Source organism: Aliivibrio fischeri, from assembly GCA_038993745.2.
GTDB classification, from domain to species: Bacteria; Pseudomonadota; Gammaproteobacteria; order Enterobacterales; family Vibrionaceae; genus Aliivibrio; species Aliivibrio fischeri_B.
Genome location: CP160630.1, coordinates 984,917 through 1,010,969, shown reverse-complemented (window position 1 = coordinate 1,010,969; position 26,053 = coordinate 984,917). Strand labels below are relative to the sequence as shown.

Below are 26,053 nucleotides of genomic sequence, written 5' to 3'. Positions count from 1 at the left end.
AAAGACAACTGCTAACCTAAATACATTATAAAACCGCATTTAAACACTGTTTAAATTTAACTGAGCGTGTTTAAACTTTTTTTATCTCGTGATTATCTTAATTTCATTTTAAACGCCCTTAGAGAGCGTTTGACGCATTAGCGTCTCTTTTTGAACTAGGTCTAGAGAAAGGGCTTTTTCTCGCTCTTTACCAGGGTTGTAGTTCCAACCTGGATCAATTCCTACTGGTAAGGTGGTTTCTTCTCCTGTTCTTTTGTTTACCACTTTTTAGTTTTATCTGGTGGTGCAGTGGTTGTTACTTTTTTATCCTGGATAAGTTTATCGGCTTCAAACTTTGATACCTGCCTTATCCAACAGTTACACCCCCATCCATTTGGTGGCATGTGGTTAATCCAAAACTCATCGCCCACTGGAAGCAATATTCCATTCCACTTAACATGCTCTAGTCTATGTTCAAGAGATGGACCTAGCTGATAAAGCAAATAGGGCATAGCTCGTTTTGTTCGCTCTATTCGTTCCCATTGCCCGGCTGCTCTTGCTGTTCTCATGTTGGTTTTGTAAATGGTTTTTATACGGCCTTCACTGCCTAATTGAACGAGCTTTGTTTCTTTGGTGGTTGGGTCATCCATTTCTTGAATTCCCCACCAACCGGATTTTACTAACAGTGGTTTTAGTATGTCTCGGAACTGTACAAAGGTTTGGCCTTGCTCTATGGCTTCATCGATTAACCCTTTTACTTCGACAAGCAAATCAGCATTGAGCATTTTTGCCACGGTGAAGGCGTTTGCGTGCTCTTCTTCCCACACGTCACGGTAATCAAAAGAAGGCTCTATGCCTTTCTTTTTAAACCATGCTAATGCTTCTTTTGAGATCACGCTTTCATTAGGCATCTTTCGCGTCTCCCAATCCTCTTGCTTTAAACATGTACTCCGTCATCGCTGCGACGAACGCGTCTGCACCTAGTTCTTCTTGAAGTTGCGGTAACTTGGCGTTGAACTCTTCAAAGGTATCGACAGAATTTGCCAATGATAAGATCGGGTTCATGAAATCCTCTGCGGTTTCTACCCAATCGTTCATGGCTTCGTTTGTCATGTCTTCAATTTCTTTATCTACCGTTTTGCTTACTTGGTTAATAGCAAGGCGACGGTTTAATCCTAACTCTGTTGGGGTTAGTGTTTGAACTTGGTTAACGGGGTGAAGTACTCGTTCGCTATCTTCTGCCGCTTTTAATCCAAACTTGTTTAAAATTGAATCTTCAGTCACACGAACGCCGCGATCAATCATTGGTGTTAAAGAGTCAACAAAGACTTTTAGATCTTCTGGCTCATGAACTTTGATGCGCACTTTTGGATAACAGTCTTGTACACCCCAATTAAGAATAATGTAAGGCTTAACCAGGTATTCGTTAACGCACGCTTCTAGTTGTCTTGCATCCCATTTTGCAATGTCTAAACGCACTTCGTTATGAACGGTAGCTTGAGATTGTGAGCTGCCATTGTCGGCTGTCATGGTTTGACCAAGAACGGCTTTACTTATTTGTTCATCACACCAACGCGCCATATTTTCAAACAGGGTATTACCGCCGTTGCCTTTTGCGGTTTCAATTAGCTCCAGTTTCATGGACTCTGGAATAACTGCACCTGCATCACTGGCAATACGACCAATGGCATTGACTAGCGTATTGATGTCATCTGGACTTGCGTTCGCGCCATACTTACCCACACGAATTGGAATGCCGAACACTTCAGCAAACGCCCACCAATCACGAATGGTGAATGACTTTAGCATGTACATCACAGCAACTAATCGAGCTAGGCCATTGCGCCATACGCTGCCAGATTTCGAGCGTGGGGTATGAACCATAAATTTATAAGGCTCTAGTGGTTCTCCACTTGGAGCGTTATTACTAATAAGTAAAATTTTAGATAACGTATCTTTATCTTGACGAAGATATCTTGGGTCTACCCATGTGTAATCTTTTGGTTTCCACGGTGACTTTTGTGTATTCCAAAGAATTTGAACAACAGCTAATCCTTTACCAAGGCCGTCGAGCAAATCAAAAAACAACTCTGGAATTTGATCATCATTCATCACTTCACGAACGCGCTCTGCCATTAGCATGTCTTGTTCGCTTTCACTGCATGGCTCTACACTTGGAGAAATAGCAGCAACAGCTAATTTACGGGTACGAAGTTGAGCAGCGTAATGTAGATCACGCTCTTCCATTTCTTCAGCTAATGTCATGAACGCTTCTGGATCGTTACCATCAATCACTGCACGAAGTAATCCGGCCAAACGTTGAGGAGTAACCGTTGATGCCACACTTGAAGGGCGTGGGTTTCTTACACTGGTGGTGTAGGCTTTAGCAATATCTTCAGACAGCATTGCTTTATCTGCTTTTATTGGTTTACCTTGTGCGTCTAAAATTCCGGTCATAGTCTAATTCCTTTACCGCGCAAGTCTTGATGCGGCATATCTTCAAATCTGTTGTTGTCTTCTGCTGTTCCATAAAAGGATCGCGTTGTTTCATCACCAACGGCTTTAATGGTATGTAGACCGTAACGGGTGATGTCAGCCTTTGATGCTAAGTAGGCAAACCAAATAGCGATAGCACTATCGCCGTGTCGTTTGTTTCCGTTTTCGCCTTTGGTTCTGCTTGAATCAATACTTGGCACTCCGGCCTTGATTTGTATTTGTCCCAAGTCGGTAATGACGTCTTCATGCTTTGGTAGCAGTAGTTCGTCGTCTTCAAAAGCGGCTTTAAACGATGGCATATTTTCACGGTAGTAAGACACAGACAACATGACTTCCACTACTTCTTCACCGTATTTGTATCTTGCTTGCTCGGCTAAGTATTGGCCGTTACCACGTGCATCGAGATAAATACCATCACGGCGAGGCAGTTGATCACATATATAATAGAGGGCTTGTTCTTGCTGTTTGAATGGCACGTTACCAAGCTCTAATAAAAATGGAACTTCTCGCGTTGTGTCATTATGAACCGCTATTGGTGCGTAAACAGTTAAGTCTCCAGAACGCGCGAAATCTTCCCCTAGTGAATGACGAAGTTTAGGATCCAACTTATCAAGCTCTGGCTGAACGTGTTCATCTAGCCATTCTTTCATCTCGGCTTCACGAATGTGCTCTTTAGCTTGGTTAAACTCTGACGATCCTGTAAAGGATAAAACTGGTGCATCAGTTAAGCGTGCAGCTCGTTCACGTAATCCGCGACTAATATAAGCACCGCCGCCGTTCTTTGGTATACACTGATATTCTTCTAATGCATCTTCTTCAGTTGCGGTGTCACTAAGTAGGTTTGCTTTCCATTCTTCTTCTAATTCTTTAGTCCAAGGCGTTTTTTTAACTTGGCAGATACGCTTATATAAACCTTGTTCACACGCATCATCAAGGGTTATGGTATGAATAGAGTAGCGTTTTTTACCTGCTAGGCTGTCTTGAATTAGAGTATTGAATAAATTCTCGACCCCATTATGAGTACTGATTAATCGAACCTTTGAGCCCCACATGGTCAATGCTAGTGCAGCTTTTAGCACTTCAGCTAATCTCTCATGGAAGGCGGCTTCGTCTATGATTACGGTGCCTTGCATACCACGAAGGTTAGACGGATTACTTGATAAGGCTTTTACTTTAAAACCTGACGCAAAGTTGATCACATAAGTAAGAATATCTTTGTCTTCATTATCGAAGACTTCTTCACTCACATCACCACACGCGCAGTTATAAGCTTTAGCCCACATTGACACTGCATCAATAAACTCACGCGCCATGTCTTTTGTTGAACCTACATAAAAGACATCTTCACCGCCTGCATTAGCAGAGGCGGCAGCACTCAATGCTGAGTCTGCCGCTTCTGCCCATGTTACGCCTGTTCGTCGGCTTTTCTCTGCAATCTTTAATTGAGAGTTGTCCGCTATCCACCGTTTTTGATATGGAAGTAAAACGTCGTTCTTATCAAACTCACCAGACAAGATCGCACTTCGGCTTTGTGATGTGGTTTTATTTTCCATCAGCGTTATCCAAGAATTGCACGAACGGCGCAGTCTTTAGCTTCCAATAGCTTGCGTAATGCAATTTCTCGCTCTTCATTATCAGGAAGCAAAAGTACAACGTTGTTAGCTACATCGCTAAATGGTTGGCTAACCTTTTTTAAATGGTCAGGCAAATATTGAAAATTAAAATGCTTAAGTATTGTAGGTGCTTTATTTTTAATCATCATTATCACTCTTGGTTTTGGTTGGTTTGTAAGGGGTTGTCTTAGCAAGCCAGCAAGGTAAACCAACAAACATAAGAAGCATGATACCTAATCCACCTAGTCCCCACATTAGCTCTTCCATTATGCAATCCCCAATATTCCGTTCTTAATGTCTTGAATGGTTTCGGCACTTACGCCTGCTGTTTTAACAATTTTCTCTGCTTTATCTGCCATTTCTTGAGCAAAGGCTTTACGAATTTCTTTCTCAACTTTATGAGACACCATTGATGATTGCTCGATACGTTGAATAACCAATGCTAATTGTGCTAATGCCTTTGGTGGAATTGGCTCTTGCTTCTCTTCTGATTGCTCCATCATGTGGGTTGATGTTTCAAACGCCATGGTTCGGACGAACTCTTGCAGTAACTTACCCAACTCTGAGGTAGGCGCTTCTCCAAGCTTTGTTGTCCACACTTCTGCGGTTTCTCTTGCTTGTCGAATACGCAAACCCACATCTTCCATTCGCTTGGCGTAACGGTTGAAGCTTGAACGGCTTGGTTTTGCTTCTTCGCCTAACCCGGCTTCATCAATCATTTCATTTACGGCAGCAAGTATGTCTTTTTGCATCATGTTTCCAGAGCGAATAAGCACGTTTAATTGCTGCTTTATCTCTTCTGGTAATAGCGAGATTTTAGACTTTCGGTTTGCAGGGGCGGTAATCGACATTGGTTGCTCCTATGCTCGTGGGCGTTTTACGCCAGGGACAACGGCTTGACCTGTTGCCACATCTTCACCACGGCTAGTTAACTTAGCAATCATGCAACCTGCTAACTCACGAGTGGTCACTAACTCTTGCTCTTCTAACCAACTGATACGAGTGCGAACCGTATCACGGCTTACATTGTGGCCGTAACAATCTAAGCATGAATCAAGAATAGATTCGTTTGCTTCGTAAGATGGCATTTCAAGCAATGATCGCAAAATGACCAAGTGTTGGTCTTGTTTTAAAAGTTCTTTAAAGCTCATTTGAACCTCATTTATCTTGTTTTAGCTGTTGCTCTAATAGCAATTGTGCCAAATGGTTGATTGGTTTTATTTCCGCTTTTAGCTCTCGCAGCTCTCCGCGAGTTTCTGAAAGCTCTAGCCTTAGATTTTGCACATCTTGATGAGAAGGTAGATGCTTTATTTGCTCGGTTAAATCTGCCACGTTCTTGTTCACCTTTTCTAGTTCCTCACGTCGAGCGTAAGTTTTGGCTAAAAGAATTTGGATGATTTGAACGAGCGTTAGAACCAACGCCCAAATCATCGGCCACCATGATTTGAGTACTTCCATTTACGATTCCTGTTTTGATTGACAAGGAACACAACGCACTGCACTAGGGTTTGCATTAAGGCGTTCTTGCGAAATGAGATTGCCACACGTTAAACAATATCGGCCGTGCTCATCTTCATCCGGTGTTTCTGTAATTCGATTTTCTTGATGGCGCTTTAGGCTATTGCTTTGAAAGCGTTCGTCATTTTCTTGAGCTCTATCAAATTGGTCTGTCATGATGCAGTTCCTACTGTTTTTTCACGGTGACGCAAACCAAGGTAAGCCACGCAAGGAGACATTAATAAACCTGCTACGGCCATGTCTGGACCTGTTCCATGTGAGTAAGCATTGGCGACTGACATTGAGATAACGTAAATAGCAGTAGCAATAAAACTCCAAAAGGCAATACGTGGTCGAGAGCGTCGAACAACAGGGTCACCAGATACATCACCGTTTCTGATTGTGGCTTGCGCTTGTTCGTGCTCGGCTTGTGCATCTTGTGCTGCAATTTCTAAACGGCGCGTGTTTTCTTTTTCAAGCGCTATTTTTAACTCTTCAAGTTGAGCAAGGGATTCTGGTGGTAGGTTTCCAAGCTCTTTCATAATCAGATTTTCTTTATCTGATTGGTCGGTTAGCTTGTCGGCTACTTCAACAATGTTTGCTACTTTGTCTGCGGTGTCTGAGCCACCAAATAAACTGGACACACCACGTATTACCGTTGGCCCTAGCTTTACCGCTAGTGAAGCGACGGATGCCATTAATGAAAGTGACATTTTCGTAAACTCCTAAGTTTTGATAATCGATCCCCTTTGGGTTGTATTGGCACATCCTTTTGACAATGGACTCGAATATCAACAGGGGTGACACGGTTCCATGCTTTTGAAAATAGGCTTTGCATGGTGGCATCGTGACTGAATAAAGGGGGTGCCGTTGGGACTGGCTCACCAGTGGTAGCAAAGCGTAACTCTGCTTCTAAGCGCATTTCACGCCCTTTGGTTTTTGAGTATTCCCAATTCGCGCCCATGGTTATGCCTTGCGAATAATTAGTTTTGCAGGCTTGTGGTCGATGTATTTCATCAACTCAAGAAGTGCATCACGAGAGCTTAATACTGCCCACTCGTTATCAACCACACCAAAATCTAGACCTGGTGCAATACAACCTTGAAGCTGTGATGGTTTGTTTGCGGCATGGATTAGACAGTGTGTACGAAGTGATGGACCGTAAATAGTGACACCAAGTGATGGTGCTGATAGTGCTAAACATTTACCAAAGCGTGGTGAATCGTGCGGTGTTACATCATAAACACCTTCAGGAATGCACGATATATTAGGCGTGTTATTAGCCCATTCACGCTCGACGGTTTTTAGTATTGGGTTGCCGTTCTCATCGCAAAGAATGGAGAACGTGCCATGTTGGAAATAATTTCGGTGGAGAGTTAGTGTTTTCATTGCACAACCTATAAACATCAACGGAAGTTAATTTTTATAGATTGTGCTTTATGTTTGGAGGTGGGATAAATTAACCTTCGGTGATGTTACTCAAGTGAGCAAGAAGCTATTAATCCTAGCTTTGTTTTTGTTAATTTGGTTTTAAAATAGTAGCCCCATACTAGTGTGCTTGTTTTATTTTCATAAGCACCAAGCGCAGATGTGAAGCTCTCCATCATTGACTTTTTTAGCGTTTCATTTTGAAGCATGTTTATAGCAGACAATGAAGTGGTAACACAATGAAGATTAGCAAAAGAATAAGAAAGCATTATCTCAGCTTCACTTTCTCCAGCAATTGTCATCATAGATGATACATTATTTTTACTAACAAAAATAACCCCATTTTTTACTGATTGACTTTTGCTATCTCCGATACCTTTCCATTCATTGGATTTAGTAAACCCACTGTCATTAATCCTACTTACCATTAAATCTACATTTGGTAGTTCTTTAGCTAAAGATGGCATTGAAAAAGCAAGTACCGACATAGCGATTAATAAATATTTCATTATTCTATCCTTAAAACAAACTAGGTTGACGGCGTTTTATTTCTCTTGCTCGCATCATCTTTACTATTCGATAAACATGGTTTTCGCTCATGTCGTATTTTCGGGTTAGTTCTCTAACGTTGTCGCCTTTAAAATCGTTCCAGACGCTAAACTTTAAGATCATGTTACTGAGTGCTTCGCCGCGTGGTAGGTAGAATTGCATTCCACCAAAGGTTTTGCAAATAGAATTTAACTGAGTAATGGCAAGTGATTTGTCTATGCCTGCTTTTTCTAAATCGGTTGCGAGTAAGTCGTACATTTGGCGCATGTCTTCTGGCCATCTTACTTTCTCTTCTTCATCGACCATGTTGTCGATATCTTCTGCTGTGACTTCTGTAAATCCAAACAGGTCTTGATTGTGCTCTGCACTTTGGGTTGTGGGTTTCATGATTACCTCCAAATAAAAAACCACCCGTTTGATTGGGTGGTTTTATTTTACCTTGAGGTGTTGAGTGGTGGGATGGTTTTTAGTTTACTGACTGGTTGTTTAGTGCTGAAATCTGAGTAGAATTTAACTTGTATACAGTTTTAATTTTCTCTACAACATTAGAATCTATTCTCTTTCCGTACTCAATTGAAGAAAGATGGGCAGAACCAATTCCGATAGATACCGCCATATCTCTCAACGTTAAACACTCTTTAATTCGAATAGTTCGAAGAATTTTACCAAGCGGCGTCACGTGTAAATTATCATTCATTCCTGTTTCCAGTTTGTTTTTTTGTCTGTAATCATACCTTCCTTCATTGAAATCATCGTAATCAGTATTTTGTGGATCGTATGGGTTTGGCATTCCAGATTTTGACTCTGCTACCATCCATCCCAACTCATAAGCAGTATCATAGTGATAGCTAAATTCTTTATAAATTTCCGTCCATTTGCTTGAACGCTTCCTAGTCCAATGCGCCATATCTATCTTTCCTTTTCCATATTAAATGCATCCATCCAACTTTGAATTTCTATTTCTAATTCATTTTGCTGCTCTGGTGTTAACTTGGTAGCAATAAAAAAACGAAGACCTTCAATGAATGCGACGCAAGAATTTTCTGATTCAATAGCTTTCATTGCTCGTTCTCGCCATTCTTTCGTTACTAATACTTTTTTCATCTATCTCACCGATTCTTTATTCTGCAAATAACCATCTTCAAAATGTTCTTTCAACAAGTCGTAACCTGCTGGGCATGTTAAATCGTTGTTTAGTGGAATGCGTCCACCTTGTTTAATAATGGATTCTGCCATTAGGCGGTAATGCCATTTCTTTAGTGCTTCTAATACGTTGTAGGCTTGGGTGCTGTTTAACCATGCGGCTTTTGCTACGCCTTTGCCATTGCTGTTATTTGTCATTCGCTTTACGTAAGCATCTAATGCTGTTTCTGAGCGGTTTCTTACAAAGCCATGCTTATACATGGTTATCCATATTGCTCTGATTTTTAACGTTTCTGATGCTCTTACTTTGTCAGAACTTGGCGGTGACAACTTGATTTTTTTACTTTGCTTTGGCTTAAAGCCTTTGCGCTTCATTTCGGTGACGACTTTTGATAGTGCGAAATCACTTAACCCTTTGCAGCTTCTTTGGCCTGTAATGCGCTCTAATAAATCTCGGTAAATATCGTCGTCCATGTTCAAGTCTCGCTTTGCGATTTGAACTAGCTTGAGGTTGTTAGACATAAATCCTCCTTATGCATGACTCGCTCTTGATTTGGTTTTGCTTTCGCTCTGGCACGCTTTGCACCAAGTTTGTAATCCATCATGTTGATTACAACTGCGTAGGCTCCAGAATAATGTGTCTTGAGGCCAGTATTCTTGGCAATTGGGACAGTACTTTTCTAACCCTAACAGCGTATCTATTCTTGATTTACCATTTGCGAGTCTGCGTTTTAATATTCCCGGTTTCATCAATGGTGTGTATTCGCCAAACATAAAACCCTCCTTTAGCTTGTGGCTGCTCATCAGTACCTAGAAACCACTCTAGGCAGACAACTAAGGCGCGAACCTTAGTTGTTTCGCTTTATTGTTTTGGACTCCAATTCATTTCTTTTAGCTTTTTGGCTATGGCGCTTTGTGGACCTAATGGGTCTAGACCATGCTTGATCATCTTTTCGGCTTGCTCTATGTACCATGCGCTGTTGTCTTGTTGCACTGGGTCTCTGGCTCTTTGTTGTTCTTGCGTCTCTCTGGGCTTACGTTGTTTTTTACCGCTACGGTTTGGTAAACCTGTTTTAAGTAGTTGTGATTGGCTAATGGTTTTGAATCATTAAACTGCAATCGCTTTTCTCTTAGTTTGTTAACGCACTCAACTAGGGCCGAAGCAAGAACATGATCTGCTATGTATTCATCAACCACTTCTTTGAGTAATCGTAATGCTCTGGTGTTTGATAAATCGGATTTTGCTGGGCGAAATAAACCAAGGTAGTTAAGCAATGGTCGCGCTACAAAATCGGGTAGTGTTGCCATGGTTGCCAGTAGTTCTCTTCCTGCATCATCTTGAATCAGAGCATCTAAATGAATGTTGGCATGGCAGCATGGGCAGCGTGTTAGTTTCATTATTCGTCTCCCATGCAATCGGCTTTTACTAGCTCGATGCCTTCTAATTTTTTGTACTGACGACAGAGAACGGATGCTTTAGAAAAATCAGGCACATAGAAAAAATACTTATCGTCTGCATCTGGGAAACGTTGTTTAAATCTTCGTTTACCGTATATTTCTTGAAGTTCTTTTTTACGCGATGGTGAGTATTTTGATTTGCTTTTTCTGCGCCATACTTCATCAAGAATCTTTGGTGCGTTTTTACTGAAATGAAATCCACCATCAAACTGTATCCATTCACCTTTAATAAAACCGTCGATGTAAACTTGAAGACAGGTTTTAGATTCTGACTCTCTTACACGATTTACTGATATTTCATGACCTTTATAAGAGAACGTTATCGCAACCCAACCACATGACATTTCTTCTTCTAGCTTTTTCCACATTTCTTTACTTATTGATTTACTCATCTTCATCTTCCTTATCTGTTACTTTTTTGATTATGGTTTTGGCTTTTGGTAGTGGGGTATTTCTCCAATCGCCACAATGTTTATCTGCCCACTGTTCTGCTTCTTCTTTGTTGCATCTGTTGAACGTTTGAATGTAGGCGATTAATTCTTTGCTACTCTTTGAGGCCATCTTGCTCATCCATTAACGCTTCGTATTCTTCTCTTACGTTTGAGCCTTGTCTGGTTAGGATGAACTGCATTGCTGCGATGTAACCTTCTTCAAAGCTGCTGTCTGGAAAAGCGGTTCCTTCTTCATCTATCAGCACTTGTGCCATTTCTATTTCTCGCTCTATGGCACTGTATGAGTGAGCGGTGGTGAATGAGCGTTGCAGTTCGTTACCCATGTTGTTCTCCTCTTGCGAAGCGTGAGTCACAAAACTCAGCACGAGCAATTGACCATCTTAGGTTTTCGCTTGAGGTGCTTAGCGACGCTTGCCACCATGCGTCTTTTGCTATTCCGTATAAACCTTGACGCTCTGCGCGAGCTGCCATGTTTGCGTGATGTTTGTAGGTGCATGTTTCTTTTTTCATATCCATTGCCTTTCTTTTTGGTACACCGTGACGATGTTGTGGTTTTTGATAATGAAGTAGGCGTGCTGGCATTCGAGTATTCGTTTTGGTTTAAAGCCTTGCTCGCGCTTCATGATTATTCGCAGTTGGCGTTTGGTTGGGCGGTGGGATGTTTCCACCGCCGTTTTTAGTTGCTGCTCACTGCGTCCTGTTCGCTCTTTCCAACGCTCTATTGCGTGGTAAGAAACCCTGATTTTTCCGTATCGGGTTTGGATGAGCATTTACACCTCGCTATAGCTTGCTTACATCTAATGAGATTTGGTTGTACTTACCGTTTAAATCGCGTTTATACACTCTTAGATATGCACAGGTTCCTGTCACTTGGATTGAATCTGCGATAGCTTCCATTGCTTCTATCCAATCTGCATCATCAATATTTAACTGACGAAGACTAAGTACTTGGTTTACGTCGATGTGTCCTTGCTTGCTTACGCGGAACGCATGATCAACTAGTGATTTGATTTGGTCGCTTGACCCTTCTGACCAGCGCATGATGCATTCATCGATTTTTGCTTTGGCTGCTTGGATGCGCTCATCAAAAACACGATGCTCGCCAACTGAGCGTTGAACTTTGTACAGGCCATCAAAAGAAAGTAGGGTTACGTTTCCTTTTGTTCCACCGTAATTAACGCCGTATTCTTCTGCGCTTAGGTCTACGAAATCAGCCACTTCTGACATTGCTGATTGCTTAAACTCTGAAACGGTTGCTTGAACTTTTAATGCTTTTTCTACGATGCTGTTAACGACATCATCACGCAGCTTGTCGATTTCTTTGATTTGCGTTTCTGGTACTAGGTGACCTAGTGCGTTGTTACGGTAGCCTTGCGGTGGATAGATTGAAGTTTTCATGTCTTATTCCTTGATGATTGAAAAAGTGTAAGAGCCGTTTTCGTCAGTAACTTTAACTTCATTAAAGTCTTCTTTTTCTAGTTCTGAGATTGCTTTTAGTAGCGCGTTCAAATCGGCTTGAGCGTTTTCCAATTTCTTCTCAAGCGTTTCTTTTTGTTGGTCTAAAACGCTCATATAAACTTTCTTACTAATTACGGTTGCATTTTTCATGATGTTTCTCTCTTAATTTAAAATCGGTGTTGGCTTAATAAAAATGTCTTTCAACGTTAGTGCGAATTGGAACATTGCTTCTTTGGTTTCGTCTGTTTTCCAGTTGACAATGCATCCTTTGTATCTGGAGCTTCTTATTAATTTCTGCTCGTTTTGGTGCGTACTTTTAATCAATGAACTTTGCATCATCAGCTCGCCGCTTGGGTTTGAGATGGTGATTACTGGGCGATTAAAATTTAGGTTGATGGTATGAACATCCATTCCTTTTCGCTCTAGCAGCTCAATGACGTTCTTGGCTGCGCGACGCTTTTCATTCATCGGTGTCATTGGTTTCTTCCTTATCCAACCATGGTTTGGTAAATGCCATTTCTTCTTGGATTTTCTTCTTCCCATTTTTGTTTTGCGGCTTCTGCATGAGCAGGGCAATAATGTTTTCCAGCTGCGGTGAACCAATCTGATAATTCAAAAATCGCATCTTCTGCATCCGCAGGGTCAAAACATTCAAGTTCCGACTCCTCACAACATCCTTCCGCATCACAGCGAACCATTGCTTTAAATGTCATCGTTTTATTCCTTACTCGTTCGTTTCTAATTCTTGGAAAGCGGCACGTAATGTTTTGTCGGTAATGGTTGAACCATTGGCAAACATTGCGGCCAGTTTTAGTGTCTTACTTAGCAGTCGCAAACCACCTGGTCGCTCACTAATGTTGATCATTGTTTTACGCTCAGCTTCTTGATGAATTCCCCATGCTTCAGCAATGGCTTTTACATCAGCTTGTTTTGTTTTGTGGATGCCACGTTTCTTTGCAATGCGTGAAAACAAGCGTGCAAAGTCTTCGTTACGACGGCCGCCAGTTAGCTGCGTATACACTTTGTTGTTACCGACAAGAACCATTCCTATTCCTGTCTCTTCTTGCATGATGCGAAGCTCTTCTAGTGTTGGGTAATCTAGGTGATCTGCTTCGTCGATCACAACTAAACCTTCAGAGCCTTGTAGTCGGTTTCGGATAACGCGAGAAAGTGACCCTTTACGACGTGGTGCGTCGTCCATTCCTAGTTCCATTGCTAGTTCATAAAGACACTCGGTTAAACTTGAGCGACTAGGGCTAGCTGTAATGTGCCAAACGTTGTTGTTGGTACGTTTGTATTCACGAATTGCTTCTGATTTACCAACCCCTGAAGCACCATAGATAACGACGATAGATTCACTGATTTGTGCATACGTCATGTCGTTGATAATTTGCTTTGCTGTGGTTGTCATAACAAAGCCTGGGTTAGTGATTGGCGCGTTGTTTTTTTGCTCACGAAGCGTTAGCCATTTCGCCATTTTTTCAATGATTTTTGTGGTGTCTGCTTTGTAGCTTCCTTTCAAAATTTGGCTAATAGTTGCAGGAGAAACACTCATCTCTTTTGCAAGCTGTGAAGCACTGACTTCTTTGCTATCTAAGATGGTGCGAATGCGCATTAGTGTGTCTACACTTTTTGATTCTTGCGCTTGTGAAATCGCTGTTACGTTTGTCATTTTTTATACTCCATTTACCTAATGTTTAAATGCTGTTTGAATTTTTAGTGCTACGCCATTTAGCTATACTTGCTGCGAAATTTTCCTCATATTCTTCTTCCGCATCTTCTTCATATTTCGGCTGTGCTTTCACTGCATTACTGCCGATTGAAACTGGTCTAAATGGTTCTACTATTTTCGTCTCTGGTACTACTTCTTCTTCCAAAGGTTTCATTAATGCTGCTGCTTCAAGTGCGGTCATTTCATGCTGCGCTTTTGCGGCTATCTTGTTTGCTTTTCCAAATTGTGTACGCTTGCGTGTATGCTCTCTTGCTGCTTGCGTATCGCCAAAACCTACTTTGTCTAAACATGCTGCGGTACAAATTCGAACACCTTGAAGGGTGTAGATTTCTACTGATTCATGCAGCGCTAGTGGGTCGAATCTTGCTACTAGTTTTTGTCCTATAAAGTTGGTCAGCGTTTCATGGTGATAACGGTTCTTACGACCTTGTAAACTTCCCCCCGCTGACAAGGTAATTGTTCCGTGCTGCGATACTCTTGTTGCTTCTGCTTGCAGCATCATTAGTTGCAATTGCTCTGGTGTTGCTTTGCGTATTGCTGAGCTTTCGTAACTGGCATTAAATGCTTGGTTGTAACTCATGAAACCTTGGCACGCTTCCGAACTTCGGTTCTCTTTTGCGTTGAACATTTCTACTCCTTTCGCTACCGACTGAAGAAACACTTCTGCGTCTATCGCGGTGCTGCCGTAGTTGTCTGGTTTTGCCATTGGGTTAGGGCCTGTATAAGCACCTCTGTTTAATGGGTGTTTGTCGATGTATTCATCTAAACCACCAACACCAAACGCTCGTTCTATCGGCTTGGCTTGACCATGACCTTTTCCTAATATGACGCTTGACCAGTGCAGCTTTATTCCCATCATTGGGATGATGCCTAGTGGGTCATCTTCTTTTACTTTGAATCGGTATCGGTTTGGTACTCCGCCCGTCATCCATTTGTTTGCTGCTGCTCTGGTGTTATCGATCGTTATTTCTTTTGGTATTCCGAACTTGTCGAACACATCCATCATTGATAATCGAATGCTGTCTGTGTTTTCGCTTATGTCGGTTCGCCATCCGATGATCTTGCGACTGTATATGTCTTGCCAGAACCATGTTTTTGGTCTTAGGATTTCGCCGTTAAACCATTTAACAAAGACGTTGTGTTGGTAACCATCTCCGTTTATCCATTGCATTGCGTACAAGTCTGCGACGCTGCGTTCTTGCGGTGGGTACATCATTAATAATGCGTGCTCACCTTTGCGTAACATGACGCGCTGCTCTACAGGAACTTCAAACGCCATTCTTCTTCTAATGCTGTCGTAACTTGGGATTTTCCATCCGTTGTGTGACGCTGCATCTTTTAATCTTTCATAACAAACGGTGAGGGTTGGCTCTTCGTTTGATAGATAATCAGCTTTGATAAAGTCCCATGCTTGGTCGTCTATCTCTGCAAAGTGTTTCTTTCTTGCTAGTTGCGCTGCTTCTTTATGTTTCGGTAGAAGAGCAGGAGCCCAATCAGCAATGTCTATTCGTTTTACTTGTGCGCAATATCTACGAAGGCTTGCCACTGGAATTCCGAACTCGTCAGAAACAGATTGATAAGCGTCCATTTTTGGAACCTGGTGGTTCACTAACTGCTGTACGGCCTGAACGGCTTTAAGCGTTTTCTTTGCTTTGTCTTGCGCTTTTGCACCTGCTTTATTCCAACGAGCCCAAAGTGCTTCACTGCAATAAGAGGTTTTTTCTTTTGGTTTCGGTAGTACGATTTCTTGTCCACCGACGTTTACTTTTCCCTGTTTTTTCATCAGGGCGGTGATAATTACTGGAGATAAAATTCTTGTGTCATACTCAAATGATTTAGTTCCTTTCCTTTTACGTCTTGTGTTTTCATTTGATAAATCATTTAAACGCTTTCTGACATTACTAGCATCAGTTGGCATTCCGCCGACACCAAGACATTCTTTTACGGTTACCCACATAAGCCCACCTATGCACATTTATTAATATAACGAGATGGCCAGATTTCTTCTGGTGAAACACCTATGCGTTCTGCAATGATTCGTTCTGCTTTTGGATATTTAAATCTCAGAGCATTTCTAAGTGTCGCTCCCGCAATTCCATTTTCTTTTGCTAATTGTTCAAAATTTATATCTGTTTTTGCTATTGCAGCTCTTATGTCTGCCACATGCCAATCTCGATCTAAGTCACTCATCATGATATTCTCCGCTAAACACTAACGCGCTACACTAATATGCTGCGCTCTTGTGTAACACATGATTGATCACAAAAGTGCGCATGTCAATAGTTTTGCGCTTTTTTGTGTTGTTGTGCGTAACTTTACTTGCGTGCGACCATTTAGTTAAAAAACAATAGGTTAACAACAAAAGAGCGATTTACTAATGAAAAAGGCGAAACACTTTTTTGATAAAAACACAATAATGCGCTTTCCTGAGAGGCTTAGGGAATCTATAGGTGATATTTCTGTGCGCGAATTCGCACAAAAGTGCGGGCACTCAGAGTCTGGTTTAAGAAAATATTTATCTGGAACAACTTATCCATCATTAGATAAATTGATAATTATTGCTGAAGCAGCAAATGTTTCTTTTGAATGGCTTTGTACGGGTTATATAGAAGATAATGACAACCTTGATAATACAAACTTTCTTAATGATTTTGCTTTAATTCCAGGTTATAACGTCCAAGTTTCGGCAGGAAATGGAGTTATCAATGAAGACAATATTACACCAACAAGATACTTAGCTTTTCGTCGTAAGTGGCTGAAATATAGAGGATTTAAAGATAGTGATTTAACAGTTGTATGGGTAAAAGGTGACAGTATGGAGCCAACAATACATAACAATGATACTATTGTCGTCAATATGAATAAAAACACTCTTAAGGATGGGCATCTTTATATTTTTAGACACGGTGATGAGGTTTTTGTAAAAAGGTATCAGAGCATGCCAAGTGCGTGGAGATTAATTAGCGATAACCAACTATATAGTGTAATAGATATAACTAAAGAAGAACAAAACCAGTTTGAGGTAATAGGTCAAGTTGTACACATTTCGAAAGATGTTTAAAAGTTTAAATTCAGTTTAAACACTAATTCTACCCATCTTGATAGTGCTCAATTTATTAGCGTATTTTTACCATCTTAGAGAAATTGCTCATTTTGCAAATTTTTGCTCAATCCATAAATACCATTAAGGGCTGCGATTTTAAAAAAACCGTCAGCCCTTATTCTATATGGTTTCATGAGGTTTTAATCCCACCTAATCCCTTAAATTCTCGCCAAATCCCTATATCTTCTTTAATTGTTCATATTAATAGAGTCTATACAGTGAAAACATCATTTAATGATATTGTCAGCTCAGTTCAATCGATTTCCGATATCAACACGTTAGTCGCAACAGCTTCACAAGAGCAATTTAGTGTAACGGAAGATATCGCTAAAAATACGACAAGAACATTTGATTTGGTTACACAAAATGTATCAGCGATTAATCAAACTCAGCAAGCTGCGGATGAGTTATCGAAATTAGCGGTAGCACAAAAAACCGAACTCGATTTCTTTAAGATGAATTGATTATCTTTATGAGACGATAAAAAAATAGCCTTTAGTGAAAGCTAAAGGCTATTTTTGATTAAAGGATATATTTAAGCCGCTTTTTCTGTTTTCTTATCTTTCATTCTTAATGCAACGTTTACTAATGCAATAAGTACTGGTACTTCGATAAGAGGGCCAATAACACCAGCAAATGCTTGGTCTGAGTTTAAACCAAATACAGCGATTGAAACGGCAATGGCTAATTCAAAGTTATTACCTGTCGCAGTAAAAGCAATTGAAGCATTCTTGTCATAAGGGATCCCCATCTTTTTACCAATAAAGAAGCTAGAGAAAAACATTAAAACAAAGTAAATAGTCAATGGAATCGCAATACGTACTACATCCATTGGTAGTTCAAGGATCATTTCACCTTTTAAACTAAACATTAGAACGATAGTACCAAGTAATGCGATAAGTGTAATTGGTGAAATTTTCGGGATGAAAACAGTGTTGTACCATTCTTCCCCTTTTGCTGAAACCAAGATTTTACGACTTAAAAAACCAGCTAAAAATGGAATACCTAAATAAATTAAAACACTGTGGGCGATGTCCATCATAGAAATGTCTACAACCATGCTTTCGTAACCGAATACAGGAGGTAAAACACTGATAAATAACCACGCCATAAAGCTATAAGTTACAATTTGGAATGCTGAGTTAATAGCTACTAAGGCTGCACCATACTCTTTATTACCACCACCAATATCGTTCCAAACTAATACCATTGCAATACAACGAGCCAAACCAATCAGAATGATCCCAACCATATAACCTGGATGATCGCCTAAAAAGATTAAGGCAAGAGCAAACATTAGAATAGGACCAACAATCCAGTTCATGATAAGAGAAAGAGTAACGGCTTGTTTATCTTTTACAACGGTACCAAGTAGGTTGTAATTCACTTTAGCTAATGGTGGATACATCATAAGTATTAAACCAATAGCTAGGGAATATTGGTACTACCAACTGACATGGATTCATTCCATTCAGCAATTTGTGGAAACTGAACTCCAAGCAATACACCAATGGCCATGGCTAGGAAAATCCAGAGTGTAAGATATCTATCTAAGAAGCTAAGTTTAGGTTGCATGGTGGTTCCTTATTTTATTGAATCGTACATCGTCGAATTGCGATTGAGAATATCAAAAAATACGCCATTATCTAAACGGCGTTATTCGTATTACATCAAGATAGAGCGAGTTAACTGATCAAATGATGAAATACATTCGCGGTTTATTCGATAACACATTTTAGGTGGGATGGATTCTGCTGTGATGAATCCAGCCTGTTTTAATACTCTTAAGTGTTCAGATACGGTTGATTGAGCAAGTCCAAGTTCAGAAACTAGATCGCTATTTAAACAACCTCCTGCTTTTTCTAAGTTTGATAGAATTTTTAAAATTCGAACTCGAGCAGGGTGAGCGAGTGCTTTTGCTAATGATGCAAAGTGTGTTTCTAACTGTAGTTCTTGTTCTGATGTTGAAAAAGAACTTTTATTTGTCGCTTTACATTCAACTGTCATGTTTACTCGTATATCAATCGTGAAATTACGATTAACTATAGAGCTACTGCTAAAGAAGATCAAGACAAAATAAAAAGAAACTCAATTATGTTTACAAAATAATCGTGATAAAGCTCTAATAACAAAGTGTTTTTCGATAAAAAAAGAGCAGATTTTTATTGTTCTACCGATAAAGAAGTAGGTGATTAATTTATGGAGCAACATCATGATAAATGGAATTCAGACAGGAGCGAGGTTAACAACATACCTTAAGCCTAGAATGCCGTTAAATTCAGTTCCTTTTTCTGCTGTTTCAATGAATGCTTTAAGTGTGCAGCATGATACTGTTTCTTTATCAGTTGAAGGAAAAGCGTTATTACGTGCACTACAAGAAATAGAAAAAGACAGTAAACTGAAGCAATCAGAAACTGAAGGTGTCTCCGATCAAGTTGAATCATTTGCCCATGGCGCGTTGGGTATTAATCATCCGGATGCGATTGAGGAAGAAGGTGATACTTCTTATTCTGCAGGACAATATATGTCAGCAGCGTTAACCGTTGGTGGATACTACTTGCGTTAGCTTAACGATTATTCATGTATTTCTAGTAACTAATAACGTAAAGTAGCTCTATCTTTTATTTATGGATTAATACGTTATGGCTCGATTGGGAATGGTGATACAACTTGTATTAGCGAGTTCTATTTTTTATTTAGGTTATACAATTTACTCTTTTACACACTCAATAAATACGGTTGTGGATCAATATCCAGAATTAATGAAAGAAGTAAATAAAACGGCTGATAAGTTAGAGATAGAACAATGGTTACTTTTGGCTCAGCATCTTGAAGAGTTAACGCCTCAAGCTCTTGAGTTGGTCAATGAAGTCAAAAATACCATTAATGATGTTAATCAAACTGTTGCTTCTGTTGATAGCAAAATTCCATTGATTCTTAATGAAGTGCAATCTATCAGAACTGAATCATTACCAGAAGTTATTACTGTAATGAATGCAGTAAATAAAGAGACAGTACCAAATACATTAATTGAACTGAAAAATTATCGTGAACAGGTATTCCCAAAAGCGTTTGTTGAAAGTAAAGGTTACCGCATAACAACGATTCCTGCGGTATTGAAAGAGTCTGAAAAGCTGCGTAAAGAAGTTCCTCCTATTATGCTAAAAGCTGATCAAATCATTGATAAAACAGAAGAACTTTCTCAACAAGCGACTCAAGGTGCGGTAAAAGGGGTGATCATGTCACCATTTAATTTATTAAAAGAAGCCGGAAATGAAATTCAGTCTAAGGTGAATGAGTAGTTTCTTATAAACATTACTAATTATGATAATAGCATTTTATTAAGTTTATTCTTTTGAGGTGCTATTAATAAATTATGCCCATCTGCAACAATACGCGACCATTTATTTTTTGGAGTCGTATGCAAGTTGTTGAATATAAAACAGAGAGGACCATAATTACGCTATCATATGAGTCTGGTTTTTTTCTACGTGATTCTAGTTATCTTTATGTATCCTTATATTCGTTAACACACAAAAAGAAACATGTATCAAAAATTGATATTAATATCCTTAATATCATAGATTCGAATTGGATTGAAAATTATGAAAATCTAATTTTAGAAAATTACTTTAATTAAAGGCATTTATTTAATTTATGAAGTGTGAACATAAAATGGAATTTTATCAAAAAGCCGATCTACTCAGATCGGCTTTTTTATTTCTATACACATGATTCACTTATATGACGATATGCGTATGTATTTTTTCTTTAAACAAAATGTAACAAGAATTTCATAATTTACCGTTAAGTTTATTTTTGAATCAATAAGCACATAAATAGCAAGGGATTATATGAACATCAAAAATAGCTTCTTATCAGTATGTATTACGCCACTCTTACTCTTATCTCAACCTGCATCTGCGTTGAATATTGTTTTAACCAATGATGACAGTTGGAACACGAATAACATTCAAGCAATGAAGTCAGCTTTAATTGAGCAGGGCCATGATGTAATTATGAGCGCACCTTGTACCGGCCAAAGTGGTAAAGGTGGTGCTATTAACTTTTTTAAAGCGGTGAATGTTGATACCAGCCAGAGTGCTAATAACGAATATTGTGTAGGTGATACGGATACGACACAAGCTTTTGAAGATTATACCGAAGGTACGCCTGTCATGTCTGTTCTATATGGTATTGATGTAGCAGCTCAAGAACGATGGGGTAAGAATCCAGACCTTGTTGTATCAGGACCAAATGAAGGAAATAATCTGGGTTATATGAACAATAATTCGGGTACGTTAGGTGCAACGATGATCGCACTTAGCCGAAATATTCCTGCAATCGCTGTTAGTGGTAGTGAAAATTCGGCACAAGATAGTGAGCAAGGAAAAAAAATAGCCAAAGTAGTCGTCGATGTTATAAATAATTTAGAAAAAACACGCATTGAAGGTCAGCCTTTACTGCCTGCTTATACTGGATTAAACATTAATACTCCTCATGATATAGATAATAATTTGGGTTATCTATATACCAATGTTGGTTGGAATGCGGGTGGAATAGGGCTGAAATTTGTTTCTGATTTAAGCAATAATGAAATGATCATGGATTATGTTGTTAACATGCTCGTTGAAGAGCAAGGAATGTCAGAAGCACAAGCAAGAATTGTCGCTAAAGCAATGTTGCGTGATAAGCATGGTATTTCATTTATGGCAGGAGATGCGGGTGATACGGATGAAATGTCTGAAGGCGTAGCGGTTAAATCAGGTTATATCACTATTAGTACTATTGATGGTAATGTTCAAGCGACCCGAGCGAAAGCGGCATTAATTCAACAGCGTTTAATTGATTTATAAAGGTGATAGGCATGATTAGATTAGGTTTACCTGTCGGGTTATTACTTTTATTAACCGGGTGTCATGAGGTGTATTCACCGGGTGTATTTATTGGTGTTGCTACTAGCGAGAATGGTGATCCAATTAAAATTGAAATAACTGCGAGTGAGTCTGAAGATGTTCTGATGACACAGTGGGATGATCGTGATCGACAAAGCAGCTATGTAGGACAAATGGATAATGAATCGAACCGTATCTCATTTAATCATGGAGAATATATGTGCTCTCCTGCAGAGAAAAAGTGGTTCTGTTCATCTTATGATAGTGATTTTGAATTGAGTCTTAAGCAAGAACCCCCGTTAGAGTTATCACAATTCTCTGGTCATTACACCGCATTGGTTGATGATGATATTTATAACTTAACCATTTCAGACAATGGTAAATTAGAGATGACATCTAATCATTGTAAAGATAAGGCTCAAGTTAATCTCATTCTTGAGGAGCAAGCGGCCTATTTTAGGATTAAGAGTAATTCTTGTTCGTTTGGTAAAACAAGAGGTTTAATAAACCTATCTACAGATAATGATGAATTAACCAGTTTGGAAATACAAAATGATAATTGGCAGTTTCCACAAGTTTGGATTAAACAAATCAATTAAAGCAAATTGTTAAATAATAAAAGCCGATCATTTTAGACCGGCTTTTATCATTGTGAATTACAGTTTTCCAACGGTTGCCCAAATCGCACTTAAAACGTCTTGGCCAAAGGCGATGCTTCTTTCTGGCGACCAACCATATAGCTCATCAGCATGGCTAATATGATCTTTAAATGGCATTTCAACCGTGTAAGAGAGACACTTAAATTGCTCTCCAACCCAGTTTGAACCCACCGTTAAATTAGCGGTTCCCGGTTCATCTTTGTCATAACCAATGTCATCTTGGAACTCAGGCGTAATGGTTAGTAATGCTTGCTTAAATGTGTTCTCAAGAGCTGCAATGCGGTCATCATATGATGGAATGCCTTCGCCACCTGCCACAAAGTTATATGGAATCGCTTCATCACCGTGAATATCCAAGAACATATCAACACCTGTCTCTAACATGCGTTCACGTACTAAAAAGACTTCAGGTGATCTTTCCATTGATGGTGTCTGCCATTCACGGTTTAAGTTCACACCAATGGCATTAGTACGTAAGTGACCACGAATACTGCCATCAGGGTTCATGTTAGGAACAATGTGGAACACGACTTTATCAAGCAGAGCGCGGCCTACGGTATCGGTTTCATCTAACAAGCGAAGCAGTAAACCTTCAATAAACCATTCAGCCATGGTTTCCCCTGGGTGCTGCCGACCAGTGATCCAGATGTTCTTTTTACCTTCTGCAGGCTCACCAATGGTTAGAATGCTGATGTCATTATTATCTAATGTGACTCCAAGAGTTTCTAATTGGCAGCTATGATGGGTTTGTGCACCGTGTAATAGATCTTGATGGCGATCGTATGAGTAAGGCGCAAAGTAAGCAAAATACATTGAACGGTATTCTGGAATTACGTTAAAGCTTAGCGTGTCACCATTAAACTCAGTAGGAATACGGAACCATTCTTCACGATCATAAGACGCGACAACATCATAATCCTGCCAACCTTCTGGATAGGCTGATGTTGCTAAGTTTAATATTTTGAAGTTATGTTCTTGCTGAGGCTGGCTCTCTAAGCGAAAGTGAAACCATTGGGAGATCTCAGTTTGATTATCGGCAGGAATGGTCAACTGGATATCATTAGGCGATTCCGCCGTTACTACATGAATATTGCCGCTTTCAAAATTGCTGAATATTTTCATATTATTTCACTTCTTTAGATAAGAATTTGAATAAGATTAATTGACTGACTTATTCAATACGTTTGTTAAACGATTTACCGCTTCTACTAATTCATTTGGTTTAGCATTAGTAAAGTTTAGTCGCAAAGCTGCAGGGCTGCCTTCTGGTTTTGGATAGAACACAGGGCTAGGAACAACAGCCACCCCATTGGCGATTAATGTGCTGGCAAGTTCAAATGTATCGCAATTTGGTAATGATACCCAAATAAACATGCCACCATCAACGGCGTTAACTTCACACTGTGCCGGGAGTTGGGCTTTAAGCTCATTGTATAAAACATCGTAACGCTGTTTATAAAGCGTTTGGATGGTTTGCATATGCTGTTCAAATTTCTCATGTTTGAGTAAGCCAAGTAACAGGGCTTGCATAGGTACGCTTGAGTGTAAATCTGCACCTTGCTTTACTTTAATTAATGGTTCGATATAACTCTTTTTACCTGTGACAACACCAATACGTAAACCTGGAGAAGCTATTTTAGAGAAAGAGCGTAATACAATTGAATCTTGAGGACAGAAAGTGGATACCATTGGTAATGCTTCACCAGTAAAACGAAGTTCGCGATAAGGAGCGTCTTCAATAAAAGCGACGTTATACTGAATACATAATTCAGCCACTTTTTTACGGGTTTCTAATGACCAACATACACCTGTTGGATTGTGGAAATCAGGAACCGCGTAAAACATTTTTGGTGACTCTTGAATAAAGCATTGCTCTAGTTCTTCAAGATTAGGTCCAAACTCCGTTTGAGATACGGTGGAAATACTTGCTTGAACTAACCCAAAGACTTGCATTGCACCAAGGTAGCTAGGTGCTTCCATTACCACAGTATCGCCCGGGTTAATGTAAGCTCGAGCAATCAAGTCTAGTCCTTGTTGAGAACCAGTACATATCATTGGTAAGTGGTTTTCAGGCAATTCAAATTTCTGTGTAAGAAACTCTAAAAGTGGGGCGTAACCTGCTGTTGCACCATATTGAAAGACATCTGGCATATCAGATAAGCTTTCAAGAATTGGTTTCATTATTTCAATGGGAAAGGTCTCTTCATCAGGTAACCCACCAGCAAGAGAAATGACGTTTTTGTCTGAAGCCGCAGCCAGAATTTCTCTAATGTAAGAGGATTGAATTTGTTGCAGAGAATGAGCGATTTCCATATATGTTCCCATAAAATAATATTTTTTAACTGATCCGATAGTACAAGGCGTTGTATAACTTTGTTTGTCCGTTTATGCTTATAAATATGTCCATTTATGCTATTTTTTAATCATGAGCCGACAACATCTATCAAGAATTAATGATGTCTTATTTTATATTCATAAAGACATTAGCAAAGAGCTTGCAGTGAAAGAGCTGGCAGATGTTGCTGCTTATTCTGAACAACATTTTCATCGAATTTTTAAACAAGTGGTGGGGAATCCATTCATCAATATATTCGTCGTACAAGAATGGAGTATGCCGCAAACCAATTGATGTTTGATACAAAATCATCTGTATTAGATATTGCGAATACGTGTGGATTTAGTTCACTTTCTTCTTTTAGTCGTGCGTTTAAATCTACGTTTGGTATGGCACCAGGGGAGTGGAGAAAACACGATTTACAAATATCGGATAAACCGTATTTGAAAGACGATGAAATTGCTGCAGGTTATGTCAGTGTCGCAGATAAACCGTTACCGCAGCCAAAGATTATTGAGGTGGAAGATAGACTTGCCGCTTATGTGAGGCATGAGGGTTACAATCGTTCTATTCGAAATGCATGGTTAATATTAAAAGCGTGGGCAAATTCAGAAGAGCGTGACTTCTCAACTCAATTTGGTTTGCATCATTCTAATCCTGCATGGGTTGAATTAGCTAAATGCCGATATGTCGCGTGTATAGCGATAGATAAACCACTTAAATATCGTGGTGTTGTGAATCAAATGGTGATCCCTGGTGGTTTACACGCCGTATTTAAGTTAAGTGGTGTATATGGGCAACTTCTTCCACAGATTAGTCACGTATTAGAGCGATGGTTGCCGGCGTCGGGATTTAAATTGAGATCAACACCGGCTTACGTTCGTTACCACAAAAACCATTTTTTAAATGAAAACGAAGAGTTTGAGTTAGATTTTTATTTACCAATTAGCTTTTATTAACGTTCTCAATGGTGATCTTTTTTCTTGTTTTTAGAGAGGCGATCATAATGGAGATAATCACAATAATCAGTGCTGATTTTTGACCTAAAGAAATAGGCTCATGATAAACCCACAATGCTAATGCTAAGTGGAATGTCGGCTCAATGTATTGCAATAAACTGATTTTACTTAATGGTGTTTTGAGTAATGAAATGGTCAGTAGCAAAATAGGCAGCAGTTGCAGTGGAGCTGTCCCCACTAATAATCCCCATTCTGTTGAAGATAATCCAGATGAATGGGTTGCTATATACAATAGAG

40 protein-coding genes, 1 other RNA gene and 3 pseudogenes are annotated in these 26,053 nt (G+C 39.7%); 7 read left to right on the top strand and 37 right to left on the bottom strand.

The genetic code is table 11. The annotated features are described in order from the left end of the window. Positions 1-108: 108 nt before the first annotated feature. The 32 genes from AAFX60_018740 to AAFX60_018585 all read right to left on the bottom strand — a co-directional run bounded on the left by AAFX60_018740 (position 109) and on the right by AAFX60_018585 (position 15,995). Positions 109-264 (bottom strand): hypothetical protein, encoded by a 156-nt coding sequence (locus AAFX60_018740; protein ID XDF79197.1) that lies wholly within the window; start codon positions 262-264, stop codon positions 109-111. Then, positions 258-890 (bottom strand): phage minor head protein, encoded by a 633-nt coding sequence (locus tag AAFX60_018735; protein XDF79196.1) that lies wholly within the window; start codon positions 888-890, stop codon positions 258-260. The genes AAFX60_018740 and AAFX60_018735 overlap by 7 nt, the downstream gene beginning before the upstream one ends. Next, the gene (locus tag AAFX60_018730) at positions 883-2,436 is read right to left on the bottom strand and encodes a DUF935 domain-containing protein (protein ID XDF79195.1); all 1,554 of its coding nucleotides are present in this window, start codon (positions 2,434-2,436) and stop codon (positions 883-885) included. The genes AAFX60_018735 and AAFX60_018730 overlap by 8 nt, the downstream gene beginning before the upstream one ends. After that, on the bottom strand, positions 2,433-4,028 hold the full coding sequence (locus AAFX60_018725) for a terminase family protein (protein ID XDF79194.1): 1,596 nt from the start codon (positions 4,026-4,028) through the stop codon (positions 2,433-2,435). Before AAFX60_018725 ends, AAFX60_018730 begins: the two co-directional genes overlap by 4 nt. A 5-nt stretch (positions 4,029-4,033) precedes the next feature. Further along, a complete protein-coding gene (locus AAFX60_018720) occupies positions 4,034-4,237 on the bottom strand; it encodes a hypothetical protein (protein XDF79193.1) in 204 nt (67 codons plus the stop codon). Next, the gene (locus AAFX60_018715) at positions 4,227-4,355 is read right to left on the bottom strand and encodes a hypothetical protein (protein XDF79192.1); all 129 of its coding nucleotides are present in this window, start codon (positions 4,353-4,355) and stop codon (positions 4,227-4,229) included. The genes AAFX60_018720 and AAFX60_018715 overlap by 11 nt, the downstream gene beginning before the upstream one ends. Next, positions 4,355-4,933 carry a DUF3486 family protein gene (locus tag AAFX60_018710; protein XDF80162.1) on the bottom strand — a complete coding sequence of 193 codons (579 nt, stop codon included), beginning with the start codon at positions 4,931-4,933 and terminating at the stop codon, positions 4,355-4,357. The genes AAFX60_018715 and AAFX60_018710 overlap by 1 nt, the downstream gene beginning before the upstream one ends. Positions 4,934-4,948: 15 nt before the next feature. After that, positions 4,949-5,239 carry an ArsR family transcriptional regulator gene (locus AAFX60_018705; protein XDF79191.1) on the bottom strand — a complete coding sequence of 97 codons (291 nt, stop codon included), beginning with the start codon at positions 5,237-5,239 and terminating at the stop codon, positions 4,949-4,951. 7 nt (positions 5,240-5,246) lie between these two features. Then, the gene (locus tag AAFX60_018700; protein XDF79190.1) at positions 5,247-5,546 is read right to left on the bottom strand and encodes a DUF2730 family protein; all 300 of its coding nucleotides are present in this window, start codon (positions 5,544-5,546) and stop codon (positions 5,247-5,249) included. After that, positions 5,547-5,762, bottom strand: coding sequence for a TraR/DksA C4-type zinc finger protein (locus AAFX60_018695; protein XDF79189.1), 216 nt, complete (start codon positions 5,760-5,762; stop codon positions 5,547-5,549). Beyond that, the gene (locus AAFX60_018690; protein XDF79188.1) at positions 5,759-6,298 is read right to left on the bottom strand and encodes a hypothetical protein; all 540 of its coding nucleotides are present in this window, start codon (positions 6,296-6,298) and stop codon (positions 5,759-5,761) included. Before AAFX60_018690 ends, AAFX60_018695 begins: the two co-directional genes overlap by 4 nt. Beyond that, positions 6,283-6,549 carry a hypothetical protein gene (locus tag AAFX60_018685; GenBank protein ID XDF79187.1) on the bottom strand — a complete coding sequence of 89 codons (267 nt, stop codon included), beginning with the start codon at positions 6,547-6,549 and terminating at the stop codon, positions 6,283-6,285. Before AAFX60_018685 ends, AAFX60_018690 begins: the two co-directional genes overlap by 16 nt. Positions 6,550-6,551: 2 nt before the next feature. Continuing rightward, positions 6,552-6,974 carry a DUF5675 family protein gene (locus AAFX60_018680; protein XDF79186.1) on the bottom strand — a complete coding sequence of 141 codons (423 nt, stop codon included), beginning with the start codon at positions 6,972-6,974 and terminating at the stop codon, positions 6,552-6,554. 86 nt (positions 6,975-7,060) lie between these two features. Beyond that, positions 7,061-7,522, bottom strand: coding sequence for a hypothetical protein (locus AAFX60_018675; protein ID XDF79185.1), 462 nt, complete (start codon positions 7,520-7,522; stop codon positions 7,061-7,063). A 10-nt stretch (positions 7,523-7,532) separates the two neighbouring features. Beyond that, positions 7,533-7,949, bottom strand: coding sequence for a Mor transcription activator family protein (locus AAFX60_018670; GenBank protein ID XDF79184.1), 417 nt, complete (start codon positions 7,947-7,949; stop codon positions 7,533-7,535). 79 nt (positions 7,950-8,028) lie between these two features. Continuing rightward, a complete protein-coding gene (locus tag AAFX60_018665; GenBank protein XDF79183.1) occupies positions 8,029-8,469 on the bottom strand; it encodes a helix-turn-helix transcriptional regulator in 441 nt (146 codons plus the stop codon). 2 nt (positions 8,470-8,471) lie between these two features. Then, entirely contained in the window at positions 8,472-8,666 is a 195-nt protein-coding gene (locus AAFX60_018660) for a hypothetical protein (protein XDF79182.1), read from the bottom strand. Continuing rightward, positions 8,667-9,227 (bottom strand): regulatory protein GemA, encoded by a 561-nt coding sequence (locus AAFX60_018655; GenBank protein XDF79181.1) that lies wholly within the window; start codon positions 9,225-9,227, stop codon positions 8,667-8,669. It lies immediately after the preceding gene. 9 nt (positions 9,228-9,236) lie between these two features. Further along, complete coding sequence (locus AAFX60_018650) at positions 9,237-9,479, bottom strand: hypothetical protein (GenBank protein ID XDF79180.1); 243 nt, start codon at positions 9,477-9,479, stop codon at positions 9,237-9,239. Positions 9,480-9,495: 16 nt separating this feature from the next. Beyond that, positions 9,496-9,568, bottom strand: an RNA gene (locus AAFX60_018645) — hammerhead ribozyme type II. Between the two features lie 100 nt (positions 9,569-9,668). Continuing rightward, positions 9,669-10,103 carry a hypothetical protein gene (locus tag AAFX60_018640; GenBank protein ID XDF79179.1) on the bottom strand — a complete coding sequence of 145 codons (435 nt, stop codon included), beginning with the start codon at positions 10,101-10,103 and terminating at the stop codon, positions 9,669-9,671. Next, positions 10,103-10,555, bottom strand: a complete 453-nt coding sequence (locus AAFX60_018635; protein ID XDF79178.1) for a hypothetical protein — start codon at positions 10,553-10,555, stop codon at positions 10,103-10,105. The genes AAFX60_018640 and AAFX60_018635 overlap by 1 nt, the downstream gene beginning before the upstream one ends. Continuing rightward, the gene (locus AAFX60_018630; GenBank protein ID XDF79177.1) at positions 10,548-10,724 is read right to left on the bottom strand and encodes a hypothetical protein; all 177 of its coding nucleotides are present in this window, start codon (positions 10,722-10,724) and stop codon (positions 10,548-10,550) included. Before AAFX60_018630 ends, AAFX60_018635 begins: the two co-directional genes overlap by 8 nt. Further along, positions 10,708-10,938, bottom strand: a complete 231-nt coding sequence (locus AAFX60_018625) for a hypothetical protein (protein ID XDF79176.1) — start codon at positions 10,936-10,938, stop codon at positions 10,708-10,710. Before AAFX60_018625 ends, AAFX60_018630 begins: the two co-directional genes overlap by 17 nt. After that, positions 10,931-11,197 carry an ANR family transcriptional regulator gene (locus tag AAFX60_018620; protein ID XDF79175.1) on the bottom strand — a complete coding sequence of 89 codons (267 nt, stop codon included), beginning with the start codon at positions 11,195-11,197 and terminating at the stop codon, positions 10,931-10,933. Before AAFX60_018620 ends, AAFX60_018625 begins: the two co-directional genes overlap by 8 nt. 198 nt (positions 11,198-11,395) lie before the next feature. Further along, on the bottom strand, positions 11,396-12,013 hold the full coding sequence (locus AAFX60_018615; GenBank protein XDF79174.1) for a DUF3164 family protein: 618 nt from the start codon (positions 12,011-12,013) through the stop codon (positions 11,396-11,398). A 3-nt stretch (positions 12,014-12,016) separates the two neighbouring features. Beyond that, on the bottom strand, positions 12,017-12,223 hold the full coding sequence (locus tag AAFX60_018610; GenBank protein XDF79173.1) for a hypothetical protein: 207 nt from the start codon (positions 12,221-12,223) through the stop codon (positions 12,017-12,019). 12 nt (positions 12,224-12,235) lie between these two features. Then, the gene (locus tag AAFX60_018605) at positions 12,236-12,550 is read right to left on the bottom strand and encodes a hypothetical protein (GenBank protein XDF79172.1); all 315 of its coding nucleotides are present in this window, start codon (positions 12,548-12,550) and stop codon (positions 12,236-12,238) included. Positions 12,551-12,561: 11 nt separating this feature from the next. Continuing rightward, positions 12,562-12,786: a hypothetical protein gene (locus tag AAFX60_018600; GenBank protein ID XDF79171.1), complete on the bottom strand. Its 225-nt coding sequence runs from the start codon at positions 12,784-12,786 to the stop codon at positions 12,562-12,564. 11 nt (positions 12,787-12,797) lie between these two features. Continuing rightward, on the bottom strand, positions 12,798-13,745 hold the full coding sequence (locus tag AAFX60_018595) for an AAA family ATPase (protein XDF79170.1): 948 nt from the start codon (positions 13,743-13,745) through the stop codon (positions 12,798-12,800). 25 nt (positions 13,746-13,770) lie between these two features. Continuing rightward, the gene (locus AAFX60_018590) at positions 13,771-15,762 is read right to left on the bottom strand and encodes a transposase domain-containing protein (protein ID XDF79169.1); all 1,992 of its coding nucleotides are present in this window, start codon (positions 15,760-15,762) and stop codon (positions 13,771-13,773) included. Between the two features lie 8 nt (positions 15,763-15,770). After that, positions 15,771-15,995 carry a helix-turn-helix domain-containing protein gene (locus AAFX60_018585; GenBank protein ID XDF80161.1) on the bottom strand — a complete coding sequence of 75 codons (225 nt, stop codon included), beginning with the start codon at positions 15,993-15,995 and terminating at the stop codon, positions 15,771-15,773. A 187-nt stretch (positions 15,996-16,182) separates the two neighbouring features. On the opposite strand from AAFX60_018585, the gene AAFX60_018580 reads away from it, so the two are divergent. Together AAFX60_018580 and AAFX60_018575 are read left to right on the top strand one after the other, a co-directional pair. Continuing rightward, complete coding sequence (locus AAFX60_018580; GenBank protein XDF79168.1) at positions 16,183-16,866, top strand: helix-turn-helix transcriptional regulator; 684 nt, start codon at positions 16,183-16,185, stop codon at positions 16,864-16,866. 260 nt (positions 16,867-17,126) lie between these two features. Further along, positions 17,127-17,372, top strand: a pseudogene (locus AAFX60_018575) (methyl-accepting chemotaxis protein). 71 nt (positions 17,373-17,443) lie between these two features. Here the strand turns inward: AAFX60_018575 and arsB are convergent. Together arsB and AAFX60_018565 are read right to left on the bottom strand one after the other, a co-directional pair. Then, a pseudogene (gene arsB / locus AAFX60_018570) lies at positions 17,444-18,483 on the bottom strand (ACR3 family arsenite efflux transporter). A 90-nt stretch (positions 18,484-18,573) separates the two neighbouring features. Further along, positions 18,574-18,915: a winged helix-turn-helix domain-containing protein gene (locus AAFX60_018565; protein ID XDF79167.1), complete on the bottom strand. Its 342-nt coding sequence runs from the start codon at positions 18,913-18,915 to the stop codon at positions 18,574-18,576. A gap of 259 nt (positions 18,916-19,174) precedes the next feature. On the opposite strand from AAFX60_018565, the gene AAFX60_018560 reads away from it, so the two are divergent. From AAFX60_018560 to AAFX60_018545, 4 genes are all read left to right on the top strand, one after another. After that, the gene (locus AAFX60_018560) at positions 19,175-19,474 is read left to right on the top strand and encodes a hypothetical protein (GenBank protein XDF80160.1); all 300 of its coding nucleotides are present in this window, start codon (positions 19,175-19,177) and stop codon (positions 19,472-19,474) included. Between the two features lie 76 nt (positions 19,475-19,550). Beyond that, the gene (locus tag AAFX60_018555) at positions 19,551-20,210 is read left to right on the top strand and encodes a hypothetical protein (GenBank protein ID XDF79166.1); all 660 of its coding nucleotides are present in this window, start codon (positions 19,551-19,553) and stop codon (positions 20,208-20,210) included. Positions 20,211-20,762: 552 nt separating this feature from the next. Further along, a complete protein-coding gene (locus tag AAFX60_018550; GenBank protein XDF79165.1) occupies positions 20,763-21,764 on the top strand; it encodes a 5'/3'-nucleotidase SurE in 1,002 nt (333 codons plus the stop codon). Between the two features lie 11 nt (positions 21,765-21,775). Continuing rightward, positions 21,776-22,402, top strand: coding sequence for a hypothetical protein (locus AAFX60_018545; protein XDF79164.1), 627 nt, complete (start codon positions 21,776-21,778; stop codon positions 22,400-22,402). 57 nt (positions 22,403-22,459) lie between these two features. On the opposite strand, the gene AAFX60_018540 is transcribed toward AAFX60_018545, so the two are convergent. Together AAFX60_018540 and AAFX60_018535 are read right to left on the bottom strand one after the other, a co-directional pair. Further along, complete coding sequence (locus AAFX60_018540) at positions 22,460-23,584, bottom strand: M14-type cytosolic carboxypeptidase (protein ID XDF79163.1); 1,125 nt, start codon at positions 23,582-23,584, stop codon at positions 22,460-22,462. 36 nt (positions 23,585-23,620) lie between these two features. After that, positions 23,621-24,775, bottom strand: a complete 1,155-nt coding sequence (locus AAFX60_018535) for a PLP-dependent aminotransferase family protein (protein ID XDF79162.1) — start codon at positions 24,773-24,775, stop codon at positions 23,621-23,623. A gap of 112 nt (positions 24,776-24,887) precedes the next feature. Between AAFX60_018535 and AAFX60_018530 the strand changes: the two are divergent. After that, positions 24,888-25,756: pseudogene (locus tag AAFX60_018530) on the top strand (helix-turn-helix domain-containing protein). Here the strand turns inward: AAFX60_018530 and AAFX60_018525 are convergent. After that, positions 25,743-26,048 carry an EamA family transporter gene (locus AAFX60_018525; GenBank protein XDF79161.1) on the bottom strand — a complete coding sequence of 102 codons (306 nt, stop codon included), beginning with the start codon at positions 26,046-26,048 and terminating at the stop codon, positions 25,743-25,745. The pseudogene AAFX60_018530 and the gene AAFX60_018525 sit on opposite strands and share 14 nt — an antisense overlap. Between the last annotated feature and the right edge of the window lie 5 nt (positions 26,049-26,053).